The organism is Nostoc sp. ChiSLP03a (genome assembly GCF_034531215.2).
GTDB lineage: Bacteria > Cyanobacteriota > Cyanobacteriia > Cyanobacteriales > Nostocaceae > Nostoc.
The window spans coordinates 1-14,873 of record NZ_JAVRBQ020000091.1 but is presented as its reverse complement, the minus strand read 5'-3'; the positions used below and the strand labels follow the sequence as shown (position 1 = coordinate 14,873).

Sequence of the window (14,873 nt, the reverse complement as noted above, 5' to 3'; positions counted from 1 at the left end):
GCAAATGTCTATTTTGGAACTCTCCACTTCACTGATACTTAGCTTTTTGATTAATATCCGGACAATTCATCAAAAAGTATTCTGTTTTACTGAAAATAAACTCTTCTTATCCTCCGTTTAAATGTTCGACTAATAACCAATTACCAGAGTGATTGTAACGACCCCACAATGTAACTAATTGTTCGTGGGGATAAGCGCATAATTGCTCGTCGATATGCGATCGCAAAGTCACAAGCTGCCAATTTTGCCCTTGATATGCGGCTGGTGCTGTGACAGTGAATTTGTATTCCTGCTGTTCCAAGCGGTAAAAAATCCCTTTGAAACAGTTACTTTCCGGAATTAATGGCTTGCCAAAAGCAGATTCAGGGCAATCGCCACTAACTGGATAGGCTTGTGGGTTATCTAAGTAATACAGTTGCCAGTGCCGCCAATCCGAACGATTGGGGGGAAGATTAAACAAAGGAATAATTAGCGCTTTTGAGCGATTATCTTCTAATAAAGTCGTTTGCAGCTTTCTAATAGGTAAATCCCTCGGCTGGCAGTTTAATTCAACACATATCGCCGCCGCCATCCCTGCTGCTTGACCAATGCCCATAACCACAGGTTGTAATCTGGTAGCGCCATTGGCAATATGGGATACAGAAATATTCTTTTCACACACCAAGAAACCATCTGTTGCGGCTGGAATTAGACAACTGTAGGGAATTGTAAAAGGAGTTCCAGTCCAACGCCCTCCCCAGCGGATGGATTTAGGTTGCAGTGGGAATTGAACACCAGGATAATGATGGTCATTGGCGTAGTTACCAACTGCGATTGCATCATTAAATATAGATGCAACTCTACCTTTTGCGATCGGCAAAATATCCTGTTCTCGGACAGTAGTTAGCCCCACCAAGCGGCGGCTTTCCCGGTAATAGGGATGCAATGCAAAAGCTGTAGAAGTGTGAGGAAATACTTTTTCTGCTAAACCATAGCGACGACCAAGCTGTTTTTGGATGAAATGAGCAAAATTTTGGCTGTGCCAGCGAGATTCTTGGATGAATTCACCTCTGGATACATCTGACTCTATCAATCGCCCTACCTCTTCGCCGTAGTCATTGCCACAGATTGGCCAATTCATCATAAACAAGCCACCGGGCAAACGTCCATAATTTAAAAATGTCTCTGCTCCATAGCCATCCCAAGCATCTGTAAACTGTGATGGATTATAGTTAGGCGCAGATGGAATCTCTGGTGCAATAACTTCACCAAAATCCTGCATAATCACTACATAAGTGGGCGCTTGCACAGGATATTTCTGAGTTAAAGAGTTAAAAGTGACTGGAGCGCTGGGTTCTCCCCACTCAGATTGCAATTCCCAACCCCAATGGTAAGGTATGTCAGCTAAAGCTAATAAATCTCCTAATTCCGTGCCATCAAGAATAATCTTGGCTGTGATAGCAAAATCAGCAAAGCGGACACCAGTAATCAAATCACCTTGTCGGAATACCTCTAAAGGCACTTGTCCAGAAATCCAGTGCAAATTGGGCAATTCCTGTACCCAATCTGCAAAAATCTCTGCTCCAATTCGGGGATCGTAACTGAAAAAGCTTACCCAACTGTTATCTAATCCTCCAGGCTGTCGTTGTCGCAATTCCTGCAAAAACGCACCCCATAACCCCGTTTGAAAAGATTCTAATTCATTGCCATCGGGTACAGACACTCCAGCCGAAGTTAGCATTCCTCCCAACCAAGGAAATTCACTTACCAAAATGGTTTTGGCTCCCCGTCGTGCCGCTTGGATAGCAGCCGCAGTGCCACCGGTTCCGCCACCGACAACTAAGACATCAGCTGTATATGTCTGATTAACCATCTTTTAATCTCACAGGAGTTCCGACATATTCTCCTAAAAAAAGCGATCGCATTCCAGTTTTTATTTCAAACTGAGTGCAATCGCGATCGGATTCCTGAAATCAAAAGAGATTATTAGGATTATTTATCAATTAGTGCTTACCTAACTAGAAGTCAAGGCAGTGTTGAGTTAGATTTACTTTGTCAAACCCTCAAACACACCCCTCAAAGCTGCAACAGCATCTTGAGTGCGCGCCCAAACTCCTTGATCTGGGTCTTGACCTGTAAGTTCTCTTGTACCCAAAACTTCTAACACACCTTTCAACTGTTCTTGATGAGCGCGATTTTCAAAGTTCACTTGATTGAGCGGCCCAATAGCTTCTTTCACGTCATCACCTACTACCTGAGAAGCCTTATGGATAATTAAACCAGTCATTACGGCTTGGTGCTTAATCCTTTCGTGAATAGAAACCTTTTGGTACAGTGTCAGCTCATCTCCATCTATTATCCGGTTTACTTGCTCAACGTACTGTCCTATGGTGTCTCTAGGCTGGGCTGAACCACCACCAAATTTTGAAATAACTCCCTCGATCGCTGTGAGGTTTTCTTGGTCATCTTTGAGAAAGTCGTTTAGGCGCTGGCTAATTTCTCGATCGTTGCTTACAGCTGGTAGTAGTTTTCGTTCATTAGCAATTAGCAACTCTTGTATAGCTTTCAAATCTGCTAGCTCTGTAGCGATCGCGCTACGCTTGGTATCATCTAAAGCCACAACCATTTCTAGACTTGCCTCAAATAATTTAGGACACGATTAACTTCTCACAATTGTTTTGCTCAACAAATCCTTCTTGAGATATATTCTCATTTGTTGCTAGAATCGCAAACAGGAATACAGCGAATCTGACACACGTATAAACTTCCAAAAGTCGAGTAGCTGTTCTCCTACAAGCTGATACTGGGAAAAGTGAAAGAAATGCCCTCCTTCTAAACACGACCAGAGGCGATCGCCCTCCTTCAAATGCGATCGCCATCCTTGCAGTGCCTCTGGTTCCACAATAATGTCATTTAAGCTACTACAAACCATCAAAGGTACTGGAACTTTGTTTGCTTTTATACTCATCCTCTCAAACAGAGAATGAGGAGAGAGCGAACAATGTAGGTCTTGCTCCAGCAGATGTGTCAAACTCTTGAGAGTGCGTTCATCCTGATAGCCAAATAAGTTATAAACCATATCAGCCAGAAGCTTTTGGCGATTTAAAAACTGACGGTGAATATAGTAATGAGCTTGCCAATCAACCGCCGCATCAACACCCACGGCTAATAGCGTCAAAGACTTAACTGTTTCTGGATAGCGACGGCTATAGAGTAGCCCTAGTAATCCTCCTGTACTATGACCAATTAGGTGAACAGGTCGATTGCAAGATTTGAGGTAGTCATGAAGCAGAATAACAGCAGCATCTAGTGAACTTACTTCATCTAGGCTTTGGCGATATTTCCACTCTTGGATTGTCACTAGATCGGACAGGTAACGAAGTAGTGGTTGAGCAAAGTATTGCAAACTAGGGCTTGTATTTAACCAAAGAACATCCGGCAGTTTAGACATCCTGATTTTCCTGTAAATAGAATAAACTCTCAATTCACTAATTAAGAATTTTTGTAACTAATAATTACAAGTTGCGATATCTGATTCCAGCTGATTTTTCCAGTCAGACTTATCAGTATGTCAAACCTCTTGTGAAAAGTTATTGAGAAATATATTCAATATATTTTAGAAAAGCTTACAGCATTAGCAAAATTATTGCAAATAATTATTGTTAGTGTGTCAATACTGTTTCTCTGTGAAACACAAAATTTCCCCGCCTATCGGCGTCCCCTTTTTGGGAAGGAGAGCCACTGCTCCATAGTCGCAAAGGCTAATTTTAAGAAGATTTGGTAGAAAAAGACCAGTTATACGAGTGCCACTGTTTCTGGTTTACCGAATAAAAAATCTGCACAGACGCAGCGCAAAGTCGAGACAGCGCTGTTGGTGCAGCGTGTTTGCAGCAGAAGACGGCTTTACCGTCCCAGACGACTAGCGTTAGACCAAAAGCTTCCAAGGGATCTGAACTGTAACAAAGGCTTCTGATGCTCGTTCGCGTAGCGTCTCCGACAGGAGAAGACTCGTTAACACTGCGCTATCTGAACAGAACTTTCCAAGACAAAGTATGCCGAGAAAGAAAACAAAGAGACACAGGTAATCTTGTAGGAGCAAGGAAGTAAGAATTTCTGCATCTTGATAACAAAATAATTTATTTTATTTTTCGGATATTTCGTTTGTGTAGTGTGTATTATAAGATAGTGAATAGAGTGACGGCGTAACGTCCCACAACACAGGAGCAAGTAATCACGATGTCCAGGCATAGCGTGCTTTCAGAGTCTGTAATATCTCCACAGCTAGAAGCTCAATCTATCGAACTGGAGCGCATACTGAGCGTTAAAGGTTCCCAGCCAAAACTGGTAGGAGCTAACGGAGAAAAAATTACCATTCCTGAACCGATTTATCAAGTGCTACTTCAAGTTGTCCACGCAATGGCATCAGGTAAGGCTATATCTATAATTCCTCAACAACAGGAATTGACAACACAACAAGCCGCTGAGTTTCTTAATGTATCACGCCCATACCTGATCAAGTTATTAGAACAAGGTGAAATTCCTCACATTAAGGTGGGTTCACACCGACGGGTTCGTTTTGATGATTTAATGAATTACAAACAGCAACGGGATGTGAAACGCGATCAACTCTTAACTGAGCTAACTCAGATGAGCCAAGAAGCAGGATTCTACGAATAGGAGTAATTCAACCAACAAAATGGCTGAACAGCTTGTTCTCTTAGACTCTTGTGTTATGTTCCCCATGTACCTGCGTGACATTCTACTTCGTTGTGCTAGGGCTGGTTGTTATTTTCCTTATTGGTCACAAGAAATTCTTGATGGTGCAACTCGCAACCTTGTAATTACACAGAAGATGTCAGTTGAGAGAGCAATGAAGCTTGAGACGACAATTAAAGCAGCCTTTCCAGAAGCAATGATTGAAGTACCAGATGGGTTAGCTGAGGTCATGACAAATCACCCTGGTGATCGCCATGTTCTGGCTGCTGCTGTAACAGCTAAGGCTAATATAATTGTTACTTCAAATCTCAAACATTTTAAAGAAAAGGATCTGAGGTCTTGGAATATAAAAGCCAAGCACCCAGATACCTTTCTTACTCACCTTTACGATCTTGACCCAGATTCTATACTTCAAGTAATACAGCGATGGTCTCAAGATTTAAAAAAACCACCTCTGACTTTTGTCGAGCTACTTGATCTGCTCAACAAGGAAGCACCAATATTCGTCAGCAAGGTTTTATGGCATGAATATAGCCAGAGTGTTTTCCAAACTGCTAAAAAAGCTTTGGATAAATTAGGCAAGGAGGCACTAAAAGGGGGCCTATATTTTGAGGGAGAGCGCTATCGACTCTGGCAGAATTGGAGAGTTTTAACAATTACTGCCAAGGACAACCGAGGGGAGATTCTGCGGCTTGAGAATGGTAAAATTCAAGGAAACCTCTCATCAGAGGATATTAAAGCATTCCAAATCTTTGAACAAAGCTTAGAACAAGAACTAGAACAAGCTAAAACACAGAAATCTCAAATTTGATAGCCTAACGTTGACTGCTAATGTTACATCTAGTATCGTTGAGCGGGAAAAAACCAACGTGAAAGCACAGGTATTTAGAGGCGTTAATCAACTGTCTTACGAAGATATCCCAGTTCCAACCTTAGAACCAGATGAAGTGCTGGTACAGGTGCGGGTTGTAGGGTTGTGTCAGTCAGATATTAAAAAAATTCGTTATCCACTTTATGAACCGCCGCGCATTTTTGGACATGAAACTGCCGGCACGATCGCAGCACTAGGCAATAATGTCAAAGGTTGGCAAGTTGGACAACGTGTAGCAGTGATGCACCACATCCCTTGTATGCGTTGCGCCTATTGCCTAAATGATAATTTCTCAATGTGCGAAGTTTACAAGAACATTTCCACTACCGCAGGCTTTAACGCCAGTGGCGGCGGTTTTGCCGATTATGTCAAGGTTCCTGGACATATTGTGGAAAACGGTGGGTTAATTTCCATCCCGGATAACATCAGTTTTGAAGAAGCGAGTTTTGTAGAACCAACTAACTGCTGTTTGAAGGCAGTGAGAAAAGCTCAAATTGCTCCAGGACAAACTGTGTTAGTTACTGGTGCTGGGCCAATTGGGTTAATGTTCATTATGTTGGTGAAGTATTTCGGAGCAAAAGCGATCGCTACTGATTTACTACCCTCTAGAATTGATAAAGCCTTGAGTGTCGGCGCAGAAGCGGCTTTTGATGCTCGCGATCCCGATTTATCTGCCAAAACTCATGCTTTAACTGGTGGACTAGGTGTTGATGTCACCCTGCTGGCTGTTCCGAGTGAGAAAGCTTTCTTTCAAGCACTTGATAGTACCCGCAAAGGCGGTAAAATCTTGTTTTTCGCTGAATTTCCTGATGAGGTGGAAATTCCCATTAACCCAAATATCCTCTACCGTCGGGAAATTGACTTGATTGGTAGTTACAGTTCATCTTATCGGCTTCAGAATTTATCAGCCGATATTGTGTTTAATCAGCGAATTGATGTAAAAGCGTTGATTAGCGATCGCTATCCATTAAAAGATTTATCAGCAGCCGTGGAAGTTGCGATCGCACCCACACCGGATACTTATAAAATCTTAATTTATCCGTCAAAGGAAGATTAGGGAGATAGGAGAGTGTTAAATAATTCGTAATTCGTAATTCGTAATTACCCCTCTTCTGTCACTTTCCGCGAGGGCGATCGCTAGAAGCCTCATGAGGCAACCAATACAAGCTATACTATGAGAAAAAAATTGGTCTTGTATTTGTTATTAGGAAATAATCTAGCGATCGCTTGCTATACAAAAGCTTTAGAATTCAGAAATGGCAAAAGTTTTCGGAGACTGACAGAAGAGGGTTACAGCAGATTTCAAGTTAGTGAGGTACACAAGCTCGCGTCTCAAAGCCAAGTATAAGCCTGTTTTACTTCTGACTCCTGAATTCTGAATTCTGAATTCTGCTGTAAGTTTTGCAATGGGGATTTTAACCCCACCGCAAAACTTGCCGCTTGATAGAAGCGGGGGACTTAAACCCACAGAATTTGTTAAAACTAGAATTTTAAAGCTCAAAGGTTCGACAATGAAGCTCAAAGGTTCAACGATGAGGCTCAAAGGTTCGACGATGGAGCTAAAAGGTTCGACGATGGAGCTAAAAGGTTCGACGATGGAGCTAAAAGGTTCGACGATGAGGCTCAAAGGTTCAACGATGAGGCTCAAAGGTTCGACGATGGAGCTAAAAGGTTCGACGATGAAGCTCAAAGGTTCAAAGTTCACCCTTAAAAGCTCAAGTTTCATCCTCATCTCTCTCACTTTCCTCTTGTCCCTAACAAAATGCTTATTACCCTACTTTTCGTCGCTCTACTAGCTTTCTACGTCGCCTGGAATCTTGGAGCAAACGATGTTGCTAATGCGATGGGAACCTCTGTAGGTTCCAAAGCTGTCACTCTCAAGCAAGCACTAATTATTGCTGGAGTATTAGAGTTTACGGGTGCTGTGTTATTTGGACATGAAGTAACGGAAACTCTCGCAACGAAAATTGCTAATCCCGCTTTATTCGCAGCTACACCCCAAATATTAGTTACAGGGATGGTAACGGTACTAATATCCTGTGGTGTGTGGTTGCAAATTGCCACATCACGCGGTTTACCAGTGTCATCTTCTCATGCGGTTGTTGGTGCGATCGCTGGATTTAGTTGGGTAGCTTTAGGAGTAAATGCAATTGATTGGTCATCAATTGGCTTGATTACCATTGGCTGGGTTTTAACGCCATTAATTAGTGGTGTGATCGCCGCTTTATTTTACAGTCAAATCAAGCACTGGATTTTAGATCGACCCAATCAAGTAGTCCAGTTACAAGAGTGGATTCCCTGGTTGAGTACTCTGCTGCTAGGTGTATTCGGCGTGATTGTCTTACCATCACTCACAGAACCGCTAACCAATTTTGTAATTGAGCAAGTTGGTTTTACAATCCCTGCTTACGACATCCCGCTTTTAACAGGTGCAATCGCAGCCGTTGGACTCACAATCATTAGTTGGCGACAATTGGGAGATTTGGGAGACAAGGGAGAAATACTTCCTAATCCCGTGGAAAGATTATTCGGTCGATTTCAACTACTAAGTGCTTGCTTTGTCGCCTTTGCTCACGGTTCTAATGATGTAGGAAATGCGATCGCTCCTTTAGCTGCGATCGTTTACATCAATCGCACTGGTAGCGTACCTACTGATGGTATAACTATCCCGCTTTGGATTTTAATCCTTGGTGGTGCTGGTATTGTTGGTGGTTTAGCTGTCTGGGGAAAAAAAGTTATTGCTACCATTGGCGAAAACATCATTGCCTTGCAACCCAGTAGTGGATTTTGTGCCGAACTGGCAACTGCTACCACCATACTTATTGCTTCCCGGCTAGGTTTACCAGTCTCCACTTCCCACGCTCTTGTCGGTGGTGTAGTTGGTATTGGACTAGTGCAAAATCTCAAGTCGATTAAGTTTCAAACACTAAAAGGCATTGCCGCCGCATGGCTAATTACCATTCCCGTGAGTGCTGCCCTTAGCGCTGCCATTTTCAGCATCGCCCAGATTTTATTCTTCTAAGGATTATTAATATTTTCCAAACTTTTCCTCTATTGAAATTTACTCAAAACAAAACCCAGACTGCAACAACGCCAAAAAAAGCGTGCTTTTGCAGAATTGCTGCTCATTCATTAGAATGTTGTACAGGGGATAACGTAACTTAGAATTTCCACAGAAGGATACTTTAATCCCCGTTTAGAGATATAAACTGTCACACCAGTTACATTCCACACAAATTTACAGTTAGTTTCGCAAGTCAGACAATTTGGTGGGGATATCTAGCGACAAGCCGCCTACGCACACGCATCTGTGAATCTTTGACAATTATTGTTGGCAGCAAAACAATAAATATTTATTTGGAGTGAGATTTCTTTAAAAGTAAAATTTCATTGGCAAATAATTTATGAAAATTAAACGGACTTCCAGGCGTGGCGATCCAATACTTTTCGGGTTTTGGGGGAAAGGGGAAAGGGAAAAGGTTTGAATTTACCTTTATCCCTTACCCATTAACCTTTCCGCCAGACCAAAAAAGAGATTGTTGGGTTTATCCGAAAAGTATTGCGTGGCGATCTAGATAGAAAATCTTTTCGGTTTGGGCAATCCCTTAGACGCTCTAGCGTCGCTAACTATGGGACTCACCAAAACGGGTGCTACCTCACCAAAATTCCAAATCTAATGGTTAAATACTTATCAATGCTGAAGAAAACACGGTGTAGTCAGCTGTGTGGCAAACTTAGATGCTTTGCTAACTTGTGTCTAGTATGACAGAATTACGTTGAAATGCGGAAGTGCTGTTAAAATTTTTAATTTATCTGACAAAATACAGGAAATTAGGATGACCGCCAATAAAGTGTACCGGAAGCAGCTTTATCGTCAAAGTGTTAGAGGTTAGAAGCTAATGGGGCGATTCGAGAAGCAACCAGAAAACCCAAGAGTCAGAGGGGAGCTATCTAGAGCAGCAGAAAATGCTCTTTGGGCTTTAGTTGAAGACTTAGAAAATCTTCAGCAGAATGTCCTCAGAGGCTTGCAGGAAGACGTAAAGCGGCTTCAGTCAGAAAAAAATCGGTTATCTGATGAGATTCAAAGCTTGGTAGAGGAAAAAGAGCATTTACAACAAGTGCGCCAAATCACCGAGCAGCAAGTATTAATTCGGCAACTGGCAGAAGTTCTGGCAAAGCATATATCTTCACAACTGCAATCCTCTCTGGCAACTTTAGCTAATCAAAGCATAGAGGGCAAATCTTACGAACAAGCGGCGTTGAAGTCTGCTGAAGTGAGCAGCAATGTAGTCGGTGAAATCAATGAAAAAGTCGAACACATGTTTGACAGTCTCGATGACACCGTTACTGTTACCTTTAATTCCTTACAACAGGAGCTGAAGAACTATCAAAGTAATCTTTCCCAACAGTTGTCACGGATGTATAGCCAGCAGCAGCAAGGGGAAACGATTTTGGCGGAGTTTGTTAACCGCCTGCATGGAGAACTAGAAAAAACTATAGAAGAAACTTCACGCAAATCAGCAACAGCAGGTATACCTACTGTTTTGCAGTTTACGGAGCCAGAAAAAAACAGTTCTGTTGAAACATCCTTGCCTGAGTTTGAGGAAGTAGTAAGAAATTCCCTTGAGCCAATTTCCCCGATCTCCAATCAATTTTCACCAAGGGAAACAACATTAGAACCACCCACTGTTAGAGAAAAGGTCGCGAATCCAATTTCTTCTCCCAGCAAGGATTTGTCGCCAAAAGAAACAACATTACAGCCGCCGATTATTAAAGAAAACGTCGCGAATCCAAGCAAGGATTTGTCGGAAAGAGAAACGCCATCAGAATCTACTGCGGCTGTAGTTCCGCCACCAAAGGATAATGCCACCGAGCCAATTTCTGTTCTCAATCAGGAATCGCCGGAAAACGAAACGAAATCAGAGTCTTTGATCGCATCTGTGCTACAGCCGAGAACAATCCGACCTTCTCTCAAGATTCCTACTGAACCACTTTCTGTCCGCCGTAAAAACGTATCGCAAAGCACAGATAAATCCTCATCGAGTACTGCGCCAGAACCACAGGCAAAAGCAAAACCCCCACAATCGCGATCGCCTAATTCCTCTGAGTTATCAACACTCAGAATCGGTTTGTTTTTGATCGTCTTATCGGCAGTGGTATCGTCGCTTTACAACGTAGCCATCAAGGTGATTTTCCACGAAGGTTCCCAGATTTTTGGAGTATTAGAGGTAGAGCAATTGCTACCGCCGACTTTGGGCAATACTCTGTTAATTTTGACGCTACGGTTTATGGTAGTCGTACCACTAATGGTACTTTTGTCTCCGATATTGCATCCAAGACTGTGGCAAGACTTGGAAAACTTGTCTACTTCAGTCCGAGGAAATTCCACACCTGCCAATGCCGCTACCAAGCAGATTTTGGTGTTGTCAATTGTGAGTGGCTGCTTTTTGTTTTTATCTCAGGTATTAATTTATATTGCGATCGCTCAAATCACAACTGGAATGGCGATCGCACTGTTCTTTATCTATCCAATGGTTAGCGGTCTATTTTCGTGGTTTCTGTTTCGCGATCGCCCCACTCTATTCCGCATCGCCGCGATCGCCGCGATTTGCTGCGGTGAATTGTTGGTTTTAGGAGGTTCTCCCAGCATCGGTATCAGTAATACTTCAATCGGAAGCAGCACCGCCATTCTTTCGGGTGTGGCTTTTGCTGCCTACATAATTCTGACGCGAGTCTGTGCTAGCAAACTCCATCCGGTGACTTTTACTTTAATTAACTTCACTACCATGTTGTTGTTGAGCTTTATCTGTTTGATGCTACCTTTGCCCAGCAGTTGGAACTTGGTAGTAGTTGACCCCTCGAAAATGCTGGAATTGGTTTTAAGCGCGTTTATTTTAGGCGTGCTGACCCTTGCAGGTTATTTGCTCAATAATGTTGGTATTAGTAAACTAGGTGCCTCGCGATCGGCGCTCATTGGTGGTAGCATCCCAGTTTTAACCGTGATTTTCGCTGGGTTAATCATTCAAGAAAATTTGGATATTGTGCAAATTCTGGGAGTGTTATTTGTAACCTTTGGTGCGGCTGCTTTCAGCTTTGAAACAATGCGAAATCAGGTTAAACCCTCTAGTCCCACGAATTAAATGGCGAGTTCAATCAGCTTAAGAGTGATAGGAGCTACTTTACTCCCCATCACTCTCAGCATCAATCTTGACGCTAATGCACTCACTTGTAACTTCAAGATCCTCGACTTCTCAAAGAAGTTGGGGATTTAAGTTTTTACGAATAATTTCAGAATGCTGTATAGGTGCAGATATAGCAGTTGCCAGGTAGATTAGGACATAATGACAAGCGTAAATCTCAAGAATAGCAAGGTTTTTACCTCCAGCATGGTTGTTGAGTGTAGTCGAAACACCGCCTCCAGCAAAGCTGCCTCTTGCTATAACACTTAATAGATCGGTAAGCAGTATTCAGAATAAATCGACTTGTAATATATTTTTAGGAATTTAGCCTGATACAGGTAGGGAAAACACGTATATGTAAGCAATATGAGTAGTACGAGCATAAGTACTTGCTCAGAGAGAATATTCGCAAGGAGTTAAGACTATTGCAGCATATTTTGGAACTAAGAGATGGAGAAGTCGCAGAAATGCTTAGAGGAACTCGTTTTTTCAAGCTAAACGTACTTAGTTGATATTATGCGGTCGGCCTACCTGTTTTTTCAGTATGGAAGGCAAAGTAAGTGGGCAAGAATAGACTAATTTATATTAAGCAATGTAAATTACATGAAATTGCCTTGTAGTGAGAGCAAAATCCTTATTGTTCCGTTTTATTCGTCCTTAATGAGGAAGTCCCCTAGACTGCACTAAGTTACTACAAATCTTTAATTATTCACACCCACTTACTAATTGTGTTTCGTAAGATAGTATCTTTATTTATGTCATTTTATACAAGTAAACTTAATCTGCGATCGCCAAGACATCCAGAAAAAGAAGCTTTTTTCGTAGCCTACTACGGATTCTCACTCTTTGATAGCAACAAACTATCTACGTAATTTAAGTCTCTGAAATATATAAAATAGCGAGGTAAAACATACTTGAAAGTAGCCAATAAATTAGTTAAATCATCAAAAATTAAAATTCTTTCATGAAATAAATATAAATTTATGGCAAAAAAAGCTCTAAACAATCATCGGATGGAAGCCAAGATGTTTTATTATATGTATAGCTATTAACTAATCTTTCGGTTATTAGCACGAGCAGCAAAGCCTTATATCTACGCGATTTAGTCGGAAGTAATCGCGGCTTTTTGTGTCCAATAATCATATATAAAATAATAAATAAAAGTGACATTTAGGATAGATATAAAATATCATCAAACCTTGATTTAAGCATAATATAAAATATTTAAATAGTCATAATTTATAAACTTTAAAATGCACAATTTTATTTCCAAACCAAAAAATAGTGGTATGATGAGGAACAATATTTGAAAAACAACAGGTATTTGAAATTGGAATTATTTGCTCTACTTGATGTCTACTATCTTTCCTCAAGCCAATGGCTGATATTGCCGAGACATCACTGGAGGTTGTGAACAAAATGATAGTTTACAACGGGCTGTATAGCTCAACCTCTAAATGTGGCTACATCTGGTAAGCGATTTGTTTTGAGACAATTCCCAATTATTTCTAGTCAACTGGGTACTACAAATAATTCGCCAAAGTTGCAAAAAAGCATCTTTTTCTAGTAACAGATATGCCAGATTAACTACGCAAACTAGTTTTTATTCTAAGTCGGCATAGCGCCATCATTAGGTGTAAGCAGCTTGACGTTGTTGCTCTTGAAAGATGAAAAAAACCAGAAAACTGAAAGACTTTGGAGATTAATTGCAACATAGTTGATTGTTGGGACATAAACCACCGTTAAGCTAGATTTGGTGGTGTCTCTAATTTCCCGGTTAAATGCTTCAGACAGTTATAGTGAGAACTACCAACTCTGCTTTTTAACCAGGAGATATGCGAAAATGGTAGTTTGCGCTACCACCGATATCATCGTTATCGCATACTAATATAGTTTGAAGTAAAGACAGCTTTCAGCCAGGTGTATACTACCTATTTTCACTCGATTAAAATTGTGTAAACGTGCTATTCAATTGTCTGTAATATGAGTAACGACATAGATCTGATCAAACGTCTTGACCCCAGTGCGATGGATCAGATCATGCTTTATCTGGCTTTTAGTGCCATGCGGACGAGTGGGCACAGGCATGGGGCATTTTTAGACGCAGCCGCAACAGCAGCAAAGTGTGCAATTTACATGACCTATCTAGAGCAGGGACAAAACCTGCGCATGACAGGGCATTTGCATCACTTGGAGCCAAAACGAGTAAAAATTATTGTAGAAGAAGTCAGGCAGGCACTAACAGAAGGCAAACTGTTAAAAATGCTGGGTTCTCAAGAACCTCGCTATTTAATTCAATTGCCTTATGTCTGGCTAGAAAAATATCCTTGGCAACCAGGGCGATCGCGGGTTCCTGGTACTAATCTGACAAGTGAAGAAAAAAGACAAATTGAGCAGAAACTGCCTAGTAATTTACCTGATGCTCAGTTAGTTAGCTCCTTTGAGTTTCTGGATTTGATCGAGTTTTTACACAAGCGATCGCAAGAAGACTTGCCACCAGAACACCAAATGCCTTTGAGTGAAGCTTTGGGTGAGCATATTAAGCGCCGTCTGCTTTACTCAGGAACGGTAACACGAATTGATTCTCCTTGGGGAATGCCCTTTTACGCGCTTACCCGTCTTTCTTATACCCCAACAGACGATGAAGAACGTACACATATCACCGTGGAAGATACTGCTAGGTATTTCCGCATGATGAAAAATTGGGCAGAACGGCGACGAAATGCCATGCGCTTGCTGGAAGAACTTGACATCCTCCCAGAAAAAATGGAGCAGGCTATGGAAGAATTGGATGAAGTTATCCGTGCCTGGGCAGACAAATATCATCAAGACGGTGGTATTGCAGTGGTTTTACAGACAGCTTTTGGTGAAAGAGAAGACTAGTACAACTAACTGTACTGTGCAAAATCCTAAATTCCCAAAGCTGAAAAACTGACGTGAGTTCAACTAATCTCTCTCCAACTCCTCTTTGCGTTGGAGAGGAGAATTATAGCAACCGCCAAGGCGGTTAAGCCATAAACTGGAAGTAGACCTTGATGAAAGCTCCAGTAGAACCTCTGGGAAACTGATGCCCAAACCTTATAGTTATGACCTCCGGCAAAAAGTGATCCAAGCAATCTTGCTTGATG

At 41.7% G+C, this 14,873-nt stretch carries 10 protein-coding genes; 6 read left to right on the top strand and 4 right to left on the bottom strand.

Annotated elements, in window-relative coordinates:
• Positions 1 to 106: 106 nt before the first annotated feature.
• The 3 genes from RMY32_RS14795 to RMY32_RS14785 all read right to left on the bottom strand — a co-directional run bounded on the left by RMY32_RS14795 (position 107) and on the right by RMY32_RS14785 (position 3,430).
• Entirely contained in the window at positions 107 to 1,852 is a 1,746-nt protein-coding gene (locus RMY32_RS14795; RefSeq protein ID WP_322709866.1) for an FAD-dependent oxidoreductase, read from the bottom strand.
• A 174-nt stretch (positions 1,853 to 2,026) separates the two neighbouring features.
• Positions 2,027 to 2,605: a hemerythrin HHE cation-binding protein gene (locus RMY32_RS14790; RefSeq protein ID WP_322709864.1), complete on the bottom strand. Its 579-nt coding sequence runs from the start codon at positions 2,603 to 2,605 to the stop codon at positions 2,027 to 2,029.
• A 93-nt stretch (positions 2,606 to 2,698) separates the two neighbouring features.
• Positions 2,699 to 3,430: an alpha/beta hydrolase gene (locus tag RMY32_RS14785; protein WP_322709863.1), complete on the bottom strand. Its 732-nt coding sequence runs from the start codon at positions 3,428 to 3,430 to the stop codon at positions 2,699 to 2,701.
• A 785-nt stretch (positions 3,431 to 4,215) separates the two neighbouring features.
• Here RMY32_RS14785 and RMY32_RS14780 point away from each other — a divergent pair.
• From RMY32_RS14780 to RMY32_RS14770, 3 genes are read left to right on the top strand one after another with little or no spacing between them, the layout of a single operon-like run.
• Complete coding sequence (locus RMY32_RS14780) at positions 4,216 to 4,656, top strand: helix-turn-helix domain-containing protein (RefSeq protein WP_322709861.1); 441 nt, start codon at positions 4,216 to 4,218, stop codon at positions 4,654 to 4,656.
• A 19-nt stretch (positions 4,657 to 4,675) separates the two neighbouring features.
• Positions 4,676 to 5,506 (top strand): PIN domain-containing protein, encoded by an 831-nt coding sequence (locus RMY32_RS14775; RefSeq protein ID WP_322709860.1) that lies wholly within the window; start codon positions 4,676 to 4,678, stop codon positions 5,504 to 5,506.
• A gap of 58 nt (positions 5,507 to 5,564) precedes the next feature.
• Entirely contained in the window at positions 5,565 to 6,623 is a 1,059-nt protein-coding gene (locus RMY32_RS14770) for a zinc-dependent dehydrogenase (RefSeq protein ID WP_322709889.1), read from the top strand.
• Positions 6,624 to 6,809: 186 nt separating this feature from the next.
• Here the strand turns inward: RMY32_RS14770 and RMY32_RS14765 are convergent, their stop codons facing one another.
• Positions 6,810 to 7,292, bottom strand: a complete 483-nt coding sequence (locus RMY32_RS14765; protein WP_322709859.1) for a hypothetical protein — start codon at positions 7,290 to 7,292, stop codon at positions 6,810 to 6,812.
• A 36-nt stretch (positions 7,293 to 7,328) separates the two neighbouring features.
• Here RMY32_RS14765 and RMY32_RS14760 point away from each other — a divergent pair, with 36 nt between their 5' ends.
• From RMY32_RS14760 to hetR, 3 genes are all read left to right on the top strand, one after another.
• A complete protein-coding gene (locus RMY32_RS14760; RefSeq protein WP_322709857.1) occupies positions 7,329 to 8,588 on the top strand; it encodes an inorganic phosphate transporter in 1,260 nt (419 codons plus the stop codon).
• 877 nt (positions 8,589 to 9,465) lie between these two features.
• The gene (locus tag RMY32_RS14755) at positions 9,466 to 11,706 is read left to right on the top strand and encodes an EamA family transporter (protein ID WP_322709855.1); all 2,241 of its coding nucleotides are present in this window, start codon (positions 9,466 to 9,468) and stop codon (positions 11,704 to 11,706) included.
• Positions 11,707 to 13,728: 2,022 nt separating this feature from the next.
• Positions 13,729 to 14,628: a heterocyst differentiation master regulator HetR gene (hetR, locus tag RMY32_RS14750; RefSeq protein ID WP_322693770.1), complete on the top strand. Its 900-nt coding sequence runs from the start codon at positions 13,729 to 13,731 to the stop codon at positions 14,626 to 14,628.
• The last annotated feature ends 245 nt before the right edge of the window (positions 14,629 to 14,873 follow it).

Coding starts and splice junctions, on each gene's coding strand:
- RMY32_RS14795 (WP_322709866.1), bottom strand. CDS start 1,852: ATGGTTAATCAGACATATACAGCTGATGTCTTAGTTGTCGGTGGCGGA.
- RMY32_RS14790 (WP_322709864.1), bottom strand. CDS start 2,605: ATGGTTGTGGCTTTAGATGATACCAAGCGTAGCGCGATCGCTACAGAG.
- RMY32_RS14785 (WP_322709863.1), bottom strand. CDS start 3,430: ATGTCTAAACTGCCGGATGTTCTTTGGTTAAATACAAGCCCTAGTTTG.
- RMY32_RS14780 (WP_322709861.1), top strand. CDS start 4,216: ATGTCCAGGCATAGCGTGCTTTCAGAGTCTGTAATATCTCCACAGCTA.
- RMY32_RS14775 (WP_322709860.1), top strand. CDS start 4,676: ATGGCTGAACAGCTTGTTCTCTTAGACTCTTGTGTTATGTTCCCCATG.
- RMY32_RS14765 (WP_322709859.1), bottom strand. CDS start 7,292: ATGAAACTTGAGCTTTTAAGGGTGAACTTTGAACCTTTGAGCTTCATC.
- RMY32_RS14760 (WP_322709857.1), top strand. CDS start 7,329: ATGCTTATTACCCTACTTTTCGTCGCTCTACTAGCTTTCTACGTCGCC.
- RMY32_RS14755 (WP_322709855.1), top strand. CDS start 9,466: ATGGGGCGATTCGAGAAGCAACCAGAAAACCCAAGAGTCAGAGGGGAG.
- hetR (WP_322693770.1), top strand. CDS start 13,729: ATGAGTAACGACATAGATCTGATCAAACGTCTTGACCCCAGTGCGATG.